This window comes from Photorhabdus asymbiotica (genome assembly GCF_003634575.1).
GTDB classification, from domain to species: Bacteria; Pseudomonadota; Gammaproteobacteria; order Enterobacterales; family Enterobacteriaceae; genus Photorhabdus; species Photorhabdus asymbiotica.
This window is the reverse complement of record NZ_RBLJ01000001.1, coordinates 1,040,944-1,055,961: the sequence shown is the minus strand read 5'-3', so window position 1 is coordinate 1,055,961 and position 15,018 is coordinate 1,040,944. Positions and strand designations below refer to the sequence as shown.

The following is a 15,018-nucleotide window of genomic DNA, read 5'->3' as shown; positions in this document are numbered from 1 at the left end:
TGGTTTAAAATTAGCGTTTCAATGCTTCTGATAATTCATCACGCATTTCGGCCAGAATATCTTTAACAATACGAGGGGTACCCGCAACCAGATTACCGGAATGAATGTGATTATGGCCGCCAACGAAATCAGTTATGATACCGCCAGATTCACGAACTAACAGTTCACCACCCATAAAATCCCACGGCTTCAGGCCAATTTCAAAGTAACCATCAACCCTGCCTGCCGCAACGTAAGCCAGATCTAGTGCTGCTGAACCTGTACGGCGGAAATCGGCGCAACGAACAAATAATTTGCCCAAGGTATTAATGAAAACAGTGGAATGCTGTTTTGCTTTGAATGGAAAACCTGTTGCCAAAATAGTGCCATCCAAATCGCGGGCATTGGAGCCACGCAGACGGTAACCATTCAACTGAGCACCTTGGCCACGGGTGGCGGTGAAAAGTTCATTACGCATTGGATCATAAACAGCAGCAACTTCAGTACGGCCTTTAACGCGCACCGCAATGGAAACGGCGAAGTGGGGAAGACGCTTGATAAAGTTAGTGGTGCCATCCAGTGGATCGATTACCCATTGAATATCATCATCTTCGCCTGCTAGTTCGCCACTTTCTTCAGTAATAATCGTGTGCTTAGGATAAGATTTGCGGATAACGTCGATAATCAGCGCTTCCGCGGCTTTGTCAACGTTAGTCACAAAGTCATTATTGCCTTTTTGACTCGCTTCAACCGCATCAGGAGTTTCGTAATTCTTGGCAATCAGGTTGCCGGCCTTACGCGCAGCGCGTATGGCGATGGTTAGCATCGGATGCATGGGATATCTTCCACCAGGATGTTAAAGAACGGATAATTAATCGGCGCGCAGTATAGCAGTAGTTCGGAAAAATGACTAATGCTGTGTTAAGATATTTGGCTCTTATAACTAGTCCAGAAGTTGTCATGTTAGAAAATATCCGCATTATCCTGGTTGAAACTTCCCATACTGGGAATATGGGTTCAACTGCCCGGGCAATGAAAACAATGGGATTAACTAATCTTTATCTGGTTAATCCACTCGTTCAGCCAGATTCTCATGCAATTGCTCTCTCTGCTGGTGCCAGCGATGTTATTGGTAGCGCGACTATTGTCGATAGTCTGGATAAAGCTTTGGCGGGTTGCGAGCTGGTCATTGGTACCAGTGCTCGTTCAAGGACCCTCTCATGGCCGATGGTTGAACCTCGTGAATGTGGCGAACGTAGCGTCCAGGCAGCTGAACATGTGCCTGTTGCAATTGTTTTTGGGCGTGAGCGTGTGGGACTAACTAATGAAGAATTGCAGAAGTGCCATTTTCATCTGAATATCCCGACTAATCCAGAATACAGTTCATTAAATCTGGCAATGGCGGTTCAGCTTGTCAGTTATGAAATCCGTATGGCCTATCTTGCGCGTCAGGATAAAGTTGAACCGGCAGCAGATGAGACTGAATATCCATTAGTCGATGATATGGAACGTTTTTATCATCACCTTGAACATGTATTACATGATTCTGGTTTCATCAGGAAAGCCCATCCTGGTCAAATAATGAATAAATTAAGACGACTTTTTACTCGTGCTCGGCCTGAAATGCAGGAGCTGAATATTCTGCGAGGCATACTGACTTCTGTTGAAAAATGGGCGAAAAAATAGTTGAGTGAATTACTAGGTTAAATAGTTGACTAAAATACTCAGGAATGACACAATTTCATTCATATTTCACCACGGGGTAATTCATTTATGAGATTGACATCTAAAGGGCGTTATGCAGTAACTGCCATGCTTGATGTGGCGTTACACTCACAAGAAGGTCCGGTGCCCTTGGCCGACATTTCTGAACGTCAGGGTATTTCCCTCTCCTATCTTGAACAATTATTTTCTCGCTTGCGTAAAAATGGTCTGGTTTCAAGTGTCCGTGGTCCGGGTGGTGGTTATTTGCTTGGCAGAGATGCGGGTAAAATTGTCGTTGCCGAAGTGATTTTCGCTGTTGATGAATCGGTAGATGCTACCCGTTGCCAGGGTAAAGAAGGGTGTCAAGGCGGTGATCGCTGTTTGACACATGCTTTATGGCGCGATTTGAGTGATCGTATTACCAGCTTCCTGAGTAGTATCAGTTTAAAAGAATTAGTAAATAATCAAGAAGTGTTAGATGTTGCTGATCGCCAAGATAACGATAAACGCCGTACACCTAATGGCAGAGCACAAGAAACAATTAATGTCAATCTGCGCGCATAAGCAGAACTTGTGACTAATTGAAGTATTAAGAAGTAGGGAGCATGTGAGCAATGAAATTACCAATTTATTTAGACTACTCAGCAACGACACCGGTTGATCCGCGTGTTGCTGAAAAGATGATGCAATATCTGACCATGGACGGGGTATTTGGTAACCCGGCTTCCCGTTCTCACCGTTTTGGCTGGCAGGCTGAAGAAGCGGTTGATATTGCCCGTAATCAGATTGCTGATTTAGTGGGTGCTGATCCACGTGAAATTGTTTTCACTTCTGGCGCAACTGAATCAGACAATCTTGCTATTAAAGGTGCAGCTAATTTTTATCAGAAAAAAGGCAAGCACATCATCACCAGCAAAACCGAACATAAAGCGGTTCTGGATACTTGCCGTCAGCTAGAGCGTGAAGGATTTGAAGTCACTTATCTGGCGCCTCAGAGCAATGGGCTGATTGATTTAAAAGATCTGGAAGCTGCGGTGCGTGATGACACTATTTTGATCTCTATCATGCACGTTAACAATGAAATTGGTGTGGTACAGGATATCGCTGCTATTGGCGAAATGTGTCGCAGCCGCGGTATTATTTTCCATGTTGATGCCACTCAGAGCGTAGGTAAGCTCCCTATCGATCTAACCAAACTGAAAGTCGACCTGATGTCTTTCTCAGCGCATAAAATTTATGGGCCAATGGGAATTGGTGCGCTGTACGTTCGCCGTAAACCACGCGTTCGTATTGAAGCTCAGCAACATGGTGGCGGTCATGAACGTGGTATGCGTTCTGGCACTTTACCTGTTCACCAAATTGTCGGTATGGGTGAAGCCTATCGCATTGCTAAACAGGAAATGGAAAGCGAATCTCAGCGTCTGCGTGGTCTGCGTTTACGCTTGTGGAGTGGTATCAAAGATATCGAAGAAGTTTTCCTTAACGGCGATTTGGAGCATGGTGCGCCACACATTCTGAATGTCAGTTTCAACTATGTTGAAGGTGAATCACTGATGATGTCATTAAAAGATCTGGCGGTTTCTTCCGGTTCTGCATGTACTTCTGCAAGTTTGGAACCTTCTTACGTATTGCGTGCGTTGGGTATGAATGACGAACTAGCGCACAGTTCTATCCGTTTCTCTTTAGGGCGCTTTACCACGGAAGAAGAGATCGACTACGCCATTGAACTGATTCACAAATCTATTGGCCGCTTGCGTGAACTTTCTCCACTGTGGGAAATGTTTAAACAAGGTGTAGATCTTAACAGTATCGAATGGTCTCATCACTAATTAGACGGCTTTGGGGGTAACAACTATGGCTTACAGCGAAAAAGTAATTGATCACTATGAAAACCCACGTAACGTTGGTTCCTTCGATAATGAAGATCCAACGGTTGGCAGCGGCATGGTCGGTGCTCCGGCGTGTGGTGACGTTATGAAACTACAAATCAAAGTCAATAATGAAGGCATTATTGAAGATGCGCGTTTCAAAACCTATGGTTGCGGTTCTGCAATTGCTTCCAGCTCTTTAGTCACTGAATGGATGAAGGGCAAATCTCTGGAGCAGGCAGAAGCGATTAAAAATACTGAAATTGCAGATGAATTAGAACTGCCACCAGTGAAAATTCACTGCTCTATTCTGGCAGAAGATGCAATTAAAGCAGCCATTGCGGATTACAAAAGTAAGCGCCAGGGCAAATAATTGCCCTTTGATAATAAAAAAATAGAACATGAATTTGGTGGATACTGGCTGTTTATATCATCCAGTATCCGCCTTTGCTGGTTTTGAAAAGTGAGGTTGTTGTATGTCAATTTCCCTTACAGAAAGTGCTGCACAACGCGTTTCGTCATTCCTGAGTAACCGTGGAAAAGGTGTTGGCTTACGCCTTGGTGTTAGAACGTCAGGCTGTTCAGGCATGGCATATTTGCTTGAATTTGCCGACGTAATTAACGAAGACGACACTGTATTTGAAGATAAGGGTGTCAAAGTTATCATAGATGGCAAGAGCATGGTCTATCTTGACGGTACAGAACTGGATTTCGTTAAAGAGGGCCTTAATGAAGGCTTTAAATTCAACAACCCAAATGTTTCCAGCGAATGTGGTTGTGGAGAAAGTTTTAACGTTTAATTCCGTTTTTCGGCTAAATCCAGAGAATAAGTTTAGATTATGGACTATTTTACTCTATTCGGGCTGCCGGCTCGTTATGCTATTGACCGTGAACAACTGACAAACTGTTATCAGGAATTGCAGCGTCAGTTTCACCCTGATCGCTTTGCTAGTCAGCCAGAGCGTGAAAAAACGCTGGCGTTGCAGCAGGCAGCGACTATCAATGATGGCTATCAAACGCTTAAACACCCACTGAAACGTGCTGAATATATACTCTCTCTACATGGTTTTGATTTAGCCAATGAGCAACATACTATGAATGATAATGCTTTCCTGATGGAACAGCTTATGTTGCGGGAAGAATTAGAGTTTATTGAAAATAAAGCAGATGCAGAAACCGCATTGGCGGATTTTGCTACACGTCTGAACGGGATGATTAAAACCCGTAGTCAGCAAATGGAGCAACAATTGAATGAACAGCAGTGGGGACAGGCAGCCGATACTGTTCGTAAATTGCGTTTTCTGGATAAATTGCAACAGCAAGTTGAACAGCTAGAAGAACGTTTACTGGACGACTTTTGAGGAAAGCGGATATGGCTTTATTACAAATCAGCGAGCCAGGTTTATCAGCTGAACCACATCAACATCGTTTGGCTGCTGGTATTGATTTAGGTACAACGCATTCATTAGTTGCAACCGTTCGTAGTGGGCAAGCGGAAACCCTGATGGACAGTGAAGATCGTTACCTGCTTCCTTCGGTTGTTCACTATCATGAAAATGGGACTGAAATCGGTTGGTTGGCTCGTCAACAGGCTGCACGTGATCCCGCTAATACCATCAGTTCTGTTAAGCGCATGATGGGGCGCTCTCTGGTTGATATTCAACAGCGTTATCCCAATCTTCCTTATCAATTTCAGGCGAGTGAGAACGGGCTGCCATTAATCAACACGGCAATGGGTTTAGTTGATCCTATTCAGGTTTCTTCTGAGATTCTTAAATTGTTGGCACAACGCGCAGAAGAAACATTGGGTGGTAAGCTTGATGGTGTTGTGATCACTGTTCCTGCTTATTTTGATGATGCACAGCGTCAGGGCACAAAAGACGCAGCGCGTTTAGCGGGATTACATGTTCTGCGCTTGCTTAACGAACCGACTGCCGCCGCGATTGCTTACGGACTGGATTCTGGTCAGGAAGGTGTGATTGCTGTTTATGATTTAGGTGGCGGTACATTTGACGTTTCTGTTCTCCGACTGAGCCGTGGTGTATTTGAAGTGCTGGCAACCGGTGGCGACACTGCGCTTGGTGGTGATGATTTCGATTTGATACTGGTTGACTGGATTCGTAAACAGGCAGGTATCAATAATCATAATGACCACAGTCTACAACGCCAGCTATTGGATGTTGCTACTCAGGTGAAAATTACCTTGAGTGATGCTGATGTTGCAGCAATAGATATTGCTGGCTGGCAGGGGAAAATCACCCGTTCCGAATTTGAAGCACTGATTACCCCATTGGTAAAACGTACTTTGTTGGCAAGTCGCCGGGCGTTGAAAGATGCAGAGGTTGCTGCGGATGAAGTTTTACAGGTGGTTATGGTGGGTGGTTCAACCCGTGTACCACTGGTTCGTCATATGGTTGGAGAGTTTTTTGGCCGTGAACCACTGACTTCAATTGACCCTGATAAAGTTGTGGCTATTGGTGCTTCCATTCAGGCGGATATTTTGGTGGGTAACAAACCAGATAGTGACATGCTGTTATTGGATGTGATCCCGCTTTCACTTGGATTAGAAACCATGGGGGGCTTGGTTGAAAAAGTCATCCCACGCAATACCACCATTCCCGTAGCCAGAGCGCAGGAATTCACGACCTTCAAAGACGGTCAGAGTGCAATGAGTATTCATGTGGTGCAAGGGGAAAGGGAATTGGTGAACGATTGCCGTTCACTGGCACGTTTTACATTGCGTGGTATTCCTCCATTACCGGCTGGTGGTGCCCATATCAGAGTGACTTTTCAAGTGGATGCTGATGGTCTGCTGAGCGTCAGCGCGTTGGAAAAATCGACCGGTGTGGAAGCGGCTATTCAGGTGAAACCTTCTTATGGTTTATCTGATGAAGAAATAGCTCGCATGATAAAAGATTCTATGGCAAATGCTCAGGAAGATATCAATGCGCGCAAACTGGCAGAACAAAAAGTAGAAGCGGCGCGGGTACTGGAAAGTGTCACCAGTGCGTTAGAAAAAGATGCTGATCTACTGAATGAACAAGAACGGACGGCGATTAACACTGCTGTAGAAGCACTGATAAAAAGCGTTGAGGGGAGCGATCCTCAAATTATAGAGAACGCAATTAAACAACTGGACAAGCAAACGCAGGAATTCGCGGCGCGTCGGATGGATACATCTATTCGTCGAGCATTGGCGGGCCATTCTGTGGATGAGATTTAATTATGCCTAAAATAGTATTTTTACCTCATAACGATCTTTGCCCTGATGGTGCAGTTCTGGAAGCTAGAGAAGGGGAATCCATTCTGGATGTTGCATTGCGCAATGGAATTGAAATTGAGCATGCCTGTGAAAAATCCTGTGCTTGCACAACTTGCCATTGTATCGTTCGTGAAGGTTTCGATTCACTGGAAGAGAGTTCTGAACTGGAAGATGACATGTTGGATAAAGCCTGGGGGCTGGAGCCGGAAAGTCGTCTGAGTTGTCAGGCCAGAGTCTCTGATGAAGATTTGGTAATAGAAATTCCAAAATACACTATTAACCATGCTCGTGAGCACTGATTGGCAGGAGAAATATCAATGAGTCTGAAATGGTCTGACAGCCGTGAGATCGCAGAAGCACTGTATGACAAGTTTCCTAATCTGGACCCAAAAACAGTTCGCTTTACTGATATGCATCAATGGATTTGTGAATTAGATGATTTTAATGATGCTCCCGAGAAATCTAATGAAAAGATTTTGGAAGCTATTCTCCTGATCTGGCTGGATGAGTTTGAATAACAAATAGCATAAATTTGTTATTTATCAGTCATCGTTTTAAGGTAGGCTGACCTTCAATGAAAAACTGGCTTTGGCCGGTTTTTTTATCGGGTTAATATCTGGCAGGCGAAGAATTATGCAGGTAGAAGCTTGAATAAGCTCCTTAACTGCCATCAAGCGGTAATAATAAGAGGTGAAAAAAGAATGACTAAACAAATCATGCCAATAACACTGTCTTATGAACCAGCAGCAGCTTGCTGGGGTGAAAAAGCATTGATTAGTTCGAGCGATCAAGGGATGACTATTCATCTGGTTGGTAAAGGTAAACTGGGTGCTGTTCAACGTGCTGGGCGTAAAATTGACGGACAGGGAATTCGTCATGTGGCTTTGGTTGGCGAAGGCTGGGATTTAGAAAAAAGTTGGGCATTCTGGCAGGGATTCCGTGCGCCAAAAGGTAAACGCTCTATTGAATGGCCTCAATTGCCTGCGGCTGAAAAACAAGAATTGGAAAACAGAATTAAAATTATTGATTGGGTACGTGACACCATCAATATGTCAGCGGAAGAGCTTGGGCCAGAACAATTGGCGAAACGTGCTATTGACCTAATGTGTGGCGTTGCGAATGAGGCAGTAAGTTATCGTATTACTAAAGGCGAAGATTTACGTGAGCAGGGTTATGCGGGTATTCATACCGTTGGTCGTGGTTCTTCCCGTGATCCGATTCTGTTGGTGTTGGATTACAATCCAACTGACAACCCTCAAGCGCCTGCATTCGCCTGTCTGGTTGGTAAAGGCATCACATTTGATACTGGGGGCTACAGCCTAAAACAATCTTCTTTTATGGATTCGATGAAAGCAGATATGGGCGGAGCGGCAACGCTGGCAGGTGCATTGGCCCTGGCAATCAGTCGAGGTCTGAAACAGCGTGTCAAACTATTCCTTTGTATTGCGGATAACATGGTTAGTGGTAATGCCTTTAAATTGGGTGATATTATCCGCTATCGTAATGGAAAATCTGTTGAAGTGATGAACACGGATGCGGAAGGTCGTCTTGTTTTGGCTGATGGTTTAATTGATGCCAGCAAAGAGAAAGCTAAATTAATTATTGATGCAGCAACTCTGACAGGTGCAGCGAAAACGGCTGTGGGTAATGACTATCACTCTATATTCAGCTTTGATGATAAATTGGCGGCAGATCTGCTGGCTGCTTCTGAATCTGAGAATGAATTATTCTGGCGTTTACCGTTAGCTGAATTCCATCGTAGCCAACTGCCATCAAATTTTGCTGACCTAAACAATGTTGCGGCACCGTCACATACGGCTGGTGCCAGCACAGCGGCGGCTTTCTTGTCCCACTTTGTGGAAGGATACCAAAAAGGTTGGATTCATATTGATTGCTCGGCAACTTACCGTAAATCTGCTGTAGAACATTGGTCCGCTGGTGCAACAGGTTATGGTGTTCGTTCGATTGCGAATCTGTTGTTGGCGAAAGCGAAATAAGTCTATTTTATATAAAAACTGATTGGAGATTTTTATGAGTTCATTAAGTGAGTTGGTTTCAGTTGAGGTTGATGTTCCAAGTGGCAGCGCGATAACACTCAGCCAGCTGGAAGAATATCCTTTACAGCTCATAGAAGCTCTGGTCAGTTTATTTAGCCAGCGTAAACCGGTCCGCCGTGCTTTTATCATCCAAGCTCATGATAAAAATGTGGATGAGAAACCCAATTTATTAATTGGGTTGGAAATGAATGGCACGGAGGATGAGATTGAACAGCTAATTCAAGAAGCTGGCGGTATTGCTTGCGAATACACATCTGAAGAAGAGCCTATTGACTTCTGCCTGGTTGATGAAAAGGAGCGTGGTATCAGCCATTATTTGATTCAGCATACGCAACCATTTTACCAGCGTAAATTAGGCAGTTGGTTACGCGGGAGTATTCCGGTAATGAACAAGTGACTATTTAGATAATAGTGTGGTTAGTTGTATTACTTAAAGAAATTTGAGTGTATTGAATATTTGTCGGTAGAGTTGGAACAGTGTATCTATTACGACAATAATCACTTAATCAAGCAGAAATTAAAAGGTTTGAGTTCAGAGAAGTTAAAGAGCTTGGACCTTGATGACCGTGTGCTCTGAACTGCCTAACCTGCTGGGGCAGTTCACAAGGTTGGGACAGGTTTTAATCGTATATATTGATTTTCATTCTTTCCTATTACCGTAACAACACTGTCAGTCAAAAAAACACTTCCTTTTTGAATGATAACTTACTTATTCTTGTTGTATTTTTTTTGAAAAATAAGTTTTTTATAATAATTATCTTATAAGTGTTATTTTAACACTAATAGATACAACAAAATAATCAGTTCATACGCATGCATAAAGCACGGTTTAATTATTTATTTTCATATGTGAAATCGTGTGGTGCTTGATTTTTTGTGATCTTATTAATGTTTTTGTTAATTTTTTCTTAGAGAATTATTTAATTTTTGTTATACATTAAGTGATATAGATTTTATTTATTTGAAGGGGCGGCGAATAACACATAAGTTACACTAACTAATAGATACGGATTAAAACTATATAATTCCACCTTTTAAAAGTATGCGATTATATCATTTGTTTAAATTGTTTTTAGTGAATATCAATGAGATAGGTGGTTTGTTATTCTAAAGTGTACGTTTTAGTAATCTATATAAGTTAGATCTAAAGGGGGAGAAATTAAATGTTATTACATGATGTAGTTGGAAATACACCCATTATAAAGTTGGAAAAGATCTCAAAAGATTTGTATGCAGATATTTATGTGAAATTAGAGTTTCTTAATCCTTGGGGTTCTATTAAAGATAGAGCAGCTAAGTCAATGCTTGAATCAGCTATAAAAAATGGGCAGATAGATTCACAAACTACGATTATTGAGGCGACAACGGGTAATACGGGTATCTCTCTTGCCGGGATATGTGCATCTATGGGACTAAAGCTTATTATTGTAATGCCAGAATATGTTTCTGAAGAGCGTAAAAAGTTATTAACTCTATTAGGAGCAAAAATTATCCTTACGCCAAGTGGTGAAAACTATGCTGGAGCAGTAAAAAAAGCACAAATGCTCTCAAAAAAGGCCAACTATTTTCTTGTTGACCAAGGGAATAATATTAATAATCCTCAAGCACATTATCAAACTGGCAATGAAATTATTAATTTTTTTAATGGCACTCCAGATATATTTATCGCAGGTATTGGGACTGGTGGGCATTGTAATGGTATAGGGAATACGCTTAAAAAATATCGATCGGATACATATATTGTTGCGATTGAACCTAAAAGTGCTGCTGTTTTAAGCCAGATGACTCCTTTAGATGAGATCAACTCTAACCATGGAATATTGGGAATTGGCCCTGGAATAATCGCGAATACGGTGGACCGGCATATTATTGATGAAGTATATATTATTGATGAAAACTCAGCTTTCCAAACTACCAGAAAGATTATAGAAAGTGAAGGATTATTAATCGGTATTTCGTCTGGTGCTTCTTTGCATTGTGCGATTGAATTGGCAAGTAGGGAAGTAAATAAAGGCAAAAAAATACTAACAATAGCGGCTAGTCAAACAGAAAGATACCTTTCGGTAGGGATCTGAATGGAGTTATTATAATTATGAATATAGGAATTATAGGTAGTGGGGCGGGTTGTATTTCGATACTTAAACATTTATTACAATATAAATATCCGCTTAGTTCCATTTTAATATTTTCAAAAGATCATAACCAAGTCGGATTTGCATATAAAGATGTTCCAGAAGTTTTCATAATGAATACTCGATTAGATTCTCTCACCCAATTTAATGACGTAATAGGTATAACTGATTGGTTGATTGCTAAGAAATACGATTATTGTGATGACGATTATCTGCCGAGGCGGGTTTATGGTAATTATCTACAAGATGTGAAATCTAACTTAATCGATCAATTAAAGAAAATAGGCATTGTTGTACATACTTACGGAAAAGCAGATTATGTAGATGAAGAGGGTAATATCATATGCAATGGAACCTGTTTTAAAATTGATGCGAGTGTGCTAAGTATCGGTTTTGGAAAGGATATTCTAAATGAACATTTATTTGATAGAATAGCAAGTTTACCATACGGTGGAACAATTGATGTATACGGTTCAGGTCTGACGTCTATTGACATTTTACTTTATATTTCTACATACAGGCCAGATCTGAAGATGCAATGTTATTCACTATCAGGCCGGTTTCCCAGAGTGAGGGGGAAATTTAAAGCGGGGGGCGCATCGATTTTCGATGACTATAATCCAATTATTCCTTCCTTTAAGAGTATAATACAGCGGTTCAAATCTTTGGTCACGAAAGATATTGAGAAAGATATATTGTTTAATCCTCTTTGTGCGTTAAAAGATGAAGTCGAATATTGTTCAGCTTATACACCTGTTTGGCAAGAAAAGTTATATAATGGAACAATGAATTATCTTGATTTCTACCAAAAATTGAGCCGGGATGATCAAGTTCTTTTGCATAATATTAGACATCAGTTTATTGAAACCAGAGCGATGTTTCCATTAGTAAATGCGCGTAAACTAGCGACATTAATTGATGATGGACAACTGTCTATTTCATCTCGACGTTATAATCCTACCACGGTTAATAAAAATTCAATTTTAGCATTCAATCCAGTAATGGATTTGGAAATTATTCAAATGAGTTGCTTACCGATGCATTTTATTAGTGGAGTTGACGTTGATAGAAATTGCAAAGTCAATGATAAAAGAAACATCTATGTACTTGGTCCAATGACAAATGGATCACGTTTCTTCACAGAAGCAACTTCGCTTACCGTCAGAGATGCAAAACTGATAGTTGATGCTTTGATTATCTCAAAAGAAGGACAGACCCATGAACTTGTCAGATATTGCTAGATTTAAAAAGCTCTTAAAAGGCGTTTCAACCATTGATATTGTCTCTTTTGGTAGCGCAATGTCTCCTGAATATTTAATTAATTTAATTTGTAATGCGAGCTGGAATGGTCGATACAATGAAAACTTTGGATTCATTGGTGCTTGTTGACCACCATAGGTAAAAATACCAGATAACAATAGTTCATTGATCATGCTGTACTGGGTATCGGTGAAATTGATAAGGATAGCAATGTGAATGTGTCCCGTCTCGGTGGTAAGTTCTATAGTGTAGGAGGTTTCGTCGATATTAGTCAATCTATTAATAAAATTTCATTTTGTTTTAGAAAAAAAACAGCATTGGAGCAGCTGTCTCATATTAGTTTCTGTGCCGATGATGAAAAAGATGTTAAATATTTAGTGGGGTAACATGAGTAGTGAACAAGGATTTATTATTAGTTTCTGCACTATCTTATTGGTAGGTATTGCTAGCCCTGGACCGGGTTTCTTGGTTACGATGAAAAATGCGGTTACCTATCCAAAATCTGTGGCAATGATGAGTGTGGTCGGTATTGCAACGGCCAATTCATTATTCACAACCTTGGCGTTAGGTGGGTTCACTTTCGTTTTGAAAGAACCAGTAATACTTTCTACTCTCTATATATTAGGAGGAACATACCTGCTTTATTTAGCTTATCGATTATTCCGAATAAAACCAATGAATGATATTGAGTTGAACACATTATCTGATAAGCGAGACTGCACCTTTAAGTCTGGGTTTATATTACAACTATATAATCCTAAAGCAATTTTGCTCATTAGTAGCGCGGTATCAGTTAGCATACCACAGGATATCAATATAAGTATTTCCGTGATTATGATCTCAATGGCTTTCATAATCAGTTTCTTATGGTACGGAGGGATAGTCATGATTATAAATTATCAAAAAATTCGTGATTATTTACTGATTAAAATTCACTTAGTTAATAAACTGTCTTCGCTGATTATATTTTTTATGGCTATGAAAATCTATTATTCTGCGGTGCAGTTAATATAAGTTTTGATAATTAATGATATACCCTTCATCCTTCAAGTTGTTGCTTTGTTGGCTGCTTTCACTCACCCCAGTCACATAGTTATCTATGCTCCTGGGGATTCGTTCACTTGCCGCCGCGCTGCAACTCGAAATTTATTGGGTATATAGGTAAGCTAGATCTGAATTTAAATCACAGCTGTGATACTGATGAATAAAGGGGATAGGGTGAAAAAAATCAATTTAGAGGTGAAATTTTTGATTTGATTTCGGGGGATTTGTTATAGTGCCGGACGGTAGCGGACAATATGTGTTTTGCCCGCTACCGTCAGTAGACAAGTTGTTTTGTGGTGCGTAAATTATAATGATAATTCTGGAGGATTGTTTAATTTGATAAGAATTAAAATTATTCTATTTGAAATCCATTTTTCATAATAAGTACTTATTATTGCATGTTGGCAAATATTCCTATAATACCGATGAAATGAGCATGGTTGTATTAATTAATGATTTGATTTAAAACTAATGATTGTACAATAACACCAGATATTGGGATATTGTGTTTGGTTTTATTCTGTTAAATTATCCCCATGATTATTCTCTGAGTTTTATTTTTTTAATGTTATGGTTATTTTTATCTGTAAATATATGTCGTACAGTAAGGGATAATAATTGTGTGTTAATATTACAAGGCGATAAATATAATGGAGAGATAGTCATTTTATGTTGAAAAATTAACGTGTAGAAAATAAGTGATAATTTGTGATCTGCTTATAATAATATGACTATATAAATGCTTTTCATTGTTTTATTGATGTACATCAATGCTATTGTTACCCGTATCGTTTTATAGAATCATTACTTCAACAAAATTAATGGATATACCATGTCATTAAAAATAACTGTACTCTTGGAAAATAAAACATCTGATTCATATTTGATAGCTAAGCCTGGGTTAAGCCTTTTACTTGAGGATGGAGAGGAGAAGATAATTTTTGACACCGGTCCGGATGACAGCTATATCGAGAATGCGAACAGGATGGGAATATCTATTGATGATATATCTAAGATTGTTATCTCTCATGGTCATTCTGACCATATCGGTGGTGTTAACTATTTCCCTCATAATGCTAAATTAATATGTCATCCTGATGCATTAAATGAGAGATATTATGGAGTTAAGTTCAAAAGCAGTGTTTTAAAATTTAAGAAAATGTCGGGTAAAATTAATAAAAGAATCAAGAAGAAAGTTTTTTTTCGTTTGACAAAATCTCATATGAAGATAAGTGAGCGATTTGTTTTTTCAGGAGAAATCGCAAATAATCATCGAAAATCCTATGGTTTAGTAAAAAAAAGTTCCTGGGCTAATGACTATATATTTGATGATAGTGCTTTAATTTGGAAAAGTGATCACGGGCTGGTTATTATTGTTGGTTGTGGTCATTCTGGTATTTGTGAAATAATTAACCACGCTAAAATGATTACAGGTGTGGATAAAGTATTCGCAGTAATAGGCGGGTTCCATTTGAGGAGAGCATTACCGACAGAGTTATTGAAGATTAGAGAGTTTTTCATAAAAGAAAATATCAAAGAAGTCTATGGATGTCATTGTACGGGTAGTTGGGGAAGGCTTTGGTTGCCAAATGCTAAAGGATTGAAAACAGGACAAGTGGTATTGGTCGGATAATGGCGATGCGATTTATGCAGAACGCAAATTTTCATACGGATTTTCATTGGGTTACTACTCAATTTTCCCCAATGTTAAG

The 15,018-nt window shown here is 40.1% G+C and carries 17 protein-coding genes and 1 pseudogene; 17 read left to right on the top strand and 1 reads right to left on the bottom strand.

Annotated elements, in window-relative coordinates:
- Window positions 1-10: 10 nt before the first annotated feature.
- Complete coding sequence (gene suhB / locus BDD30_RS04650; RefSeq protein ID WP_015833504.1) at window positions 11-814, bottom strand: inositol-1-monophosphatase; 804 nt, start codon at window positions 812-814, stop codon at window positions 11-13.
- A 125-nt stretch (window positions 815-939) separates the two neighbouring features.
- Here suhB and trmJ point away from each other — a divergent pair, with 125 nt between their 5' ends.
- From trmJ to BDD30_RS04575, 17 genes and pseudogenes are all read left to right on the top strand, one after another.
- Window positions 940-1,665 carry a tRNA (cytosine(32)/uridine(32)-2'-O)-methyltransferase TrmJ gene (trmJ, locus tag BDD30_RS04645; protein ID WP_041381679.1) on the top strand — a complete coding sequence of 242 codons (726 nt, stop codon included), beginning with the start codon at window positions 940-942 and terminating at the stop codon, window positions 1,663-1,665.
- Between the two features lie 87 nt (window positions 1,666-1,752).
- Entirely contained in the window at window positions 1,753-2,247 is a 495-nt protein-coding gene (gene iscR, locus BDD30_RS04640; protein WP_015833506.1) for a Fe-S cluster assembly transcriptional regulator IscR, read from the top strand.
- 50 nt (window positions 2,248-2,297) lie between these two features.
- Complete coding sequence (locus BDD30_RS04635; RefSeq protein ID WP_015833507.1) at window positions 2,298-3,512, top strand: IscS subfamily cysteine desulfurase; 1,215 nt, start codon at window positions 2,298-2,300, stop codon at window positions 3,510-3,512.
- Between the two features lie 25 nt (window positions 3,513-3,537).
- Window positions 3,538-3,924, top strand: a complete 387-nt coding sequence (gene iscU, locus BDD30_RS04630) for a Fe-S cluster assembly scaffold IscU (protein WP_015833508.1) — start codon at window positions 3,538-3,540, stop codon at window positions 3,922-3,924.
- Between the two features lie 103 nt (window positions 3,925-4,027).
- Entirely contained in the window at window positions 4,028-4,351 is a 324-nt protein-coding gene (gene iscA / locus BDD30_RS04625) for an iron-sulfur cluster assembly protein IscA (protein WP_015833509.1), read from the top strand.
- Window positions 4,352-4,390: 39 nt separating this feature from the next.
- Window positions 4,391-4,912 (top strand): co-chaperone HscB, encoded by a 522-nt coding sequence (gene hscB / locus BDD30_RS04620; protein WP_015833510.1) that lies wholly within the window; start codon window positions 4,391-4,393, stop codon window positions 4,910-4,912.
- Between the two features lie 11 nt (window positions 4,913-4,923).
- Window positions 4,924-6,774 (top strand): Fe-S protein assembly chaperone HscA, encoded by a 1,851-nt coding sequence (gene hscA / locus BDD30_RS04615; protein ID WP_015833511.1) that lies wholly within the window; start codon window positions 4,924-4,926, stop codon window positions 6,772-6,774.
- Window positions 6,775-6,776: 2 nt separating this feature from the next.
- Window positions 6,777-7,112 (top strand): ISC system 2Fe-2S type ferredoxin, encoded by a 336-nt coding sequence (fdx, locus tag BDD30_RS04610; protein ID WP_015833512.1) that lies wholly within the window; start codon window positions 6,777-6,779, stop codon window positions 7,110-7,112.
- Between the two features lie 18 nt (window positions 7,113-7,130).
- Window positions 7,131-7,331, top strand: coding sequence for a Fe-S cluster assembly protein IscX (iscX, locus tag BDD30_RS04605; protein ID WP_015833513.1), 201 nt, complete (start codon window positions 7,131-7,133; stop codon window positions 7,329-7,331).
- Window positions 7,332-7,514: 183 nt separating this feature from the next.
- Entirely contained in the window at window positions 7,515-8,810 is a 1,296-nt protein-coding gene (gene pepB / locus BDD30_RS04600) for an aminopeptidase PepB (protein WP_015833514.1), read from the top strand.
- A gap of 64 nt (window positions 8,811-8,874) precedes the next feature.
- Window positions 8,875-9,267 (top strand): annotated as a pseudogene (locus BDD30_RS04595) (enhanced serine sensitivity protein SseB C-terminal domain-containing protein); the annotation flags it as partial.
- Between the two features lie 766 nt (window positions 9,268-10,033).
- Window positions 10,034-10,945 carry a PLP-dependent cysteine synthase family protein gene (locus BDD30_RS04590; RefSeq protein ID WP_015833517.1) on the top strand — a complete coding sequence of 304 codons (912 nt, stop codon included), beginning with the start codon at window positions 10,034-10,036 and terminating at the stop codon, window positions 10,943-10,945.
- A 17-nt stretch (window positions 10,946-10,962) separates the two neighbouring features.
- Window positions 10,963-12,243 carry an FAD/NAD(P)-binding protein gene (locus tag BDD30_RS04585; protein WP_015833518.1) on the top strand — a complete coding sequence of 427 codons (1,281 nt, stop codon included), beginning with the start codon at window positions 10,963-10,965 and terminating at the stop codon, window positions 12,241-12,243.
- Entirely contained in the window at window positions 12,221-12,391 is a 171-nt protein-coding gene (locus BDD30_RS23455; RefSeq protein ID WP_158307055.1) for a hypothetical protein, read from the top strand. Before BDD30_RS04585 ends, BDD30_RS23455 begins: the two co-directional genes overlap by 23 nt.
- A gap of 83 nt (window positions 12,392-12,474) precedes the next feature.
- A complete protein-coding gene (locus tag BDD30_RS23450; RefSeq protein WP_015833519.1) occupies window positions 12,475-12,648 on the top strand; it encodes a hypothetical protein in 174 nt (57 codons plus the stop codon).
- A 1-nt stretch (window position 12,649) separates the two neighbouring features.
- The gene (locus BDD30_RS04580; protein WP_015833520.1) at window positions 12,650-13,276 is read left to right on the top strand and encodes a LysE family translocator; all 627 of its coding nucleotides are present in this window, start codon (window positions 12,650-12,652) and stop codon (window positions 13,274-13,276) included.
- A gap of 862 nt (window positions 13,277-14,138) precedes the next feature.
- Window positions 14,139-14,939 carry an MBL fold metallo-hydrolase gene (locus BDD30_RS04575; protein ID WP_015833523.1) on the top strand — a complete coding sequence of 267 codons (801 nt, stop codon included), beginning with the start codon at window positions 14,139-14,141 and terminating at the stop codon, window positions 14,937-14,939.
- The last annotated feature ends 79 nt before the right edge of the window (window positions 14,940-15,018 follow it).

Coding starts and splice junctions, on each gene's coding strand:
- suhB (WP_015833504.1), bottom strand. CDS start 814: ATGCATCCGATGCTAACCATCGCCATACGCGCTGCGCGTAAGGCCGGC.
- trmJ (WP_041381679.1), top strand. CDS start 940: ATGTTAGAAAATATCCGCATTATCCTGGTTGAAACTTCCCATACTGGG.
- iscR (WP_015833506.1), top strand. CDS start 1,753: ATGAGATTGACATCTAAAGGGCGTTATGCAGTAACTGCCATGCTTGAT.
- BDD30_RS04635 (WP_015833507.1), top strand. CDS start 2,298: ATGAAATTACCAATTTATTTAGACTACTCAGCAACGACACCGGTTGAT.
- iscU (WP_015833508.1), top strand. CDS start 3,538: ATGGCTTACAGCGAAAAAGTAATTGATCACTATGAAAACCCACGTAAC.
- iscA (WP_015833509.1), top strand. CDS start 4,028: ATGTCAATTTCCCTTACAGAAAGTGCTGCACAACGCGTTTCGTCATTC.
- hscB (WP_015833510.1), top strand. CDS start 4,391: ATGGACTATTTTACTCTATTCGGGCTGCCGGCTCGTTATGCTATTGAC.
- hscA (WP_015833511.1), top strand. CDS start 4,924: ATGGCTTTATTACAAATCAGCGAGCCAGGTTTATCAGCTGAACCACAT.
- fdx (WP_015833512.1), top strand. CDS start 6,777: ATGCCTAAAATAGTATTTTTACCTCATAACGATCTTTGCCCTGATGGT.
- iscX (WP_015833513.1), top strand. CDS start 7,131: ATGAGTCTGAAATGGTCTGACAGCCGTGAGATCGCAGAAGCACTGTAT.
- pepB (WP_015833514.1), top strand. CDS start 7,515: ATGACTAAACAAATCATGCCAATAACACTGTCTTATGAACCAGCAGCA.
- BDD30_RS04590 (WP_015833517.1), top strand. CDS start 10,034: ATGTTATTACATGATGTAGTTGGAAATACACCCATTATAAAGTTGGAA.
- BDD30_RS04585 (WP_015833518.1), top strand. CDS start 10,963: ATGAATATAGGAATTATAGGTAGTGGGGCGGGTTGTATTTCGATACTT.
- BDD30_RS23455 (WP_158307055.1), top strand. CDS start 12,221: ATGAACTTGTCAGATATTGCTAGATTTAAAAAGCTCTTAAAAGGCGTT.
- BDD30_RS04580 (WP_015833520.1), top strand. CDS start 12,650: ATGAGTAGTGAACAAGGATTTATTATTAGTTTCTGCACTATCTTATTG.
- BDD30_RS04575 (WP_015833523.1), top strand. CDS start 14,139: ATGTCATTAAAAATAACTGTACTCTTGGAAAATAAAACATCTGATTCA.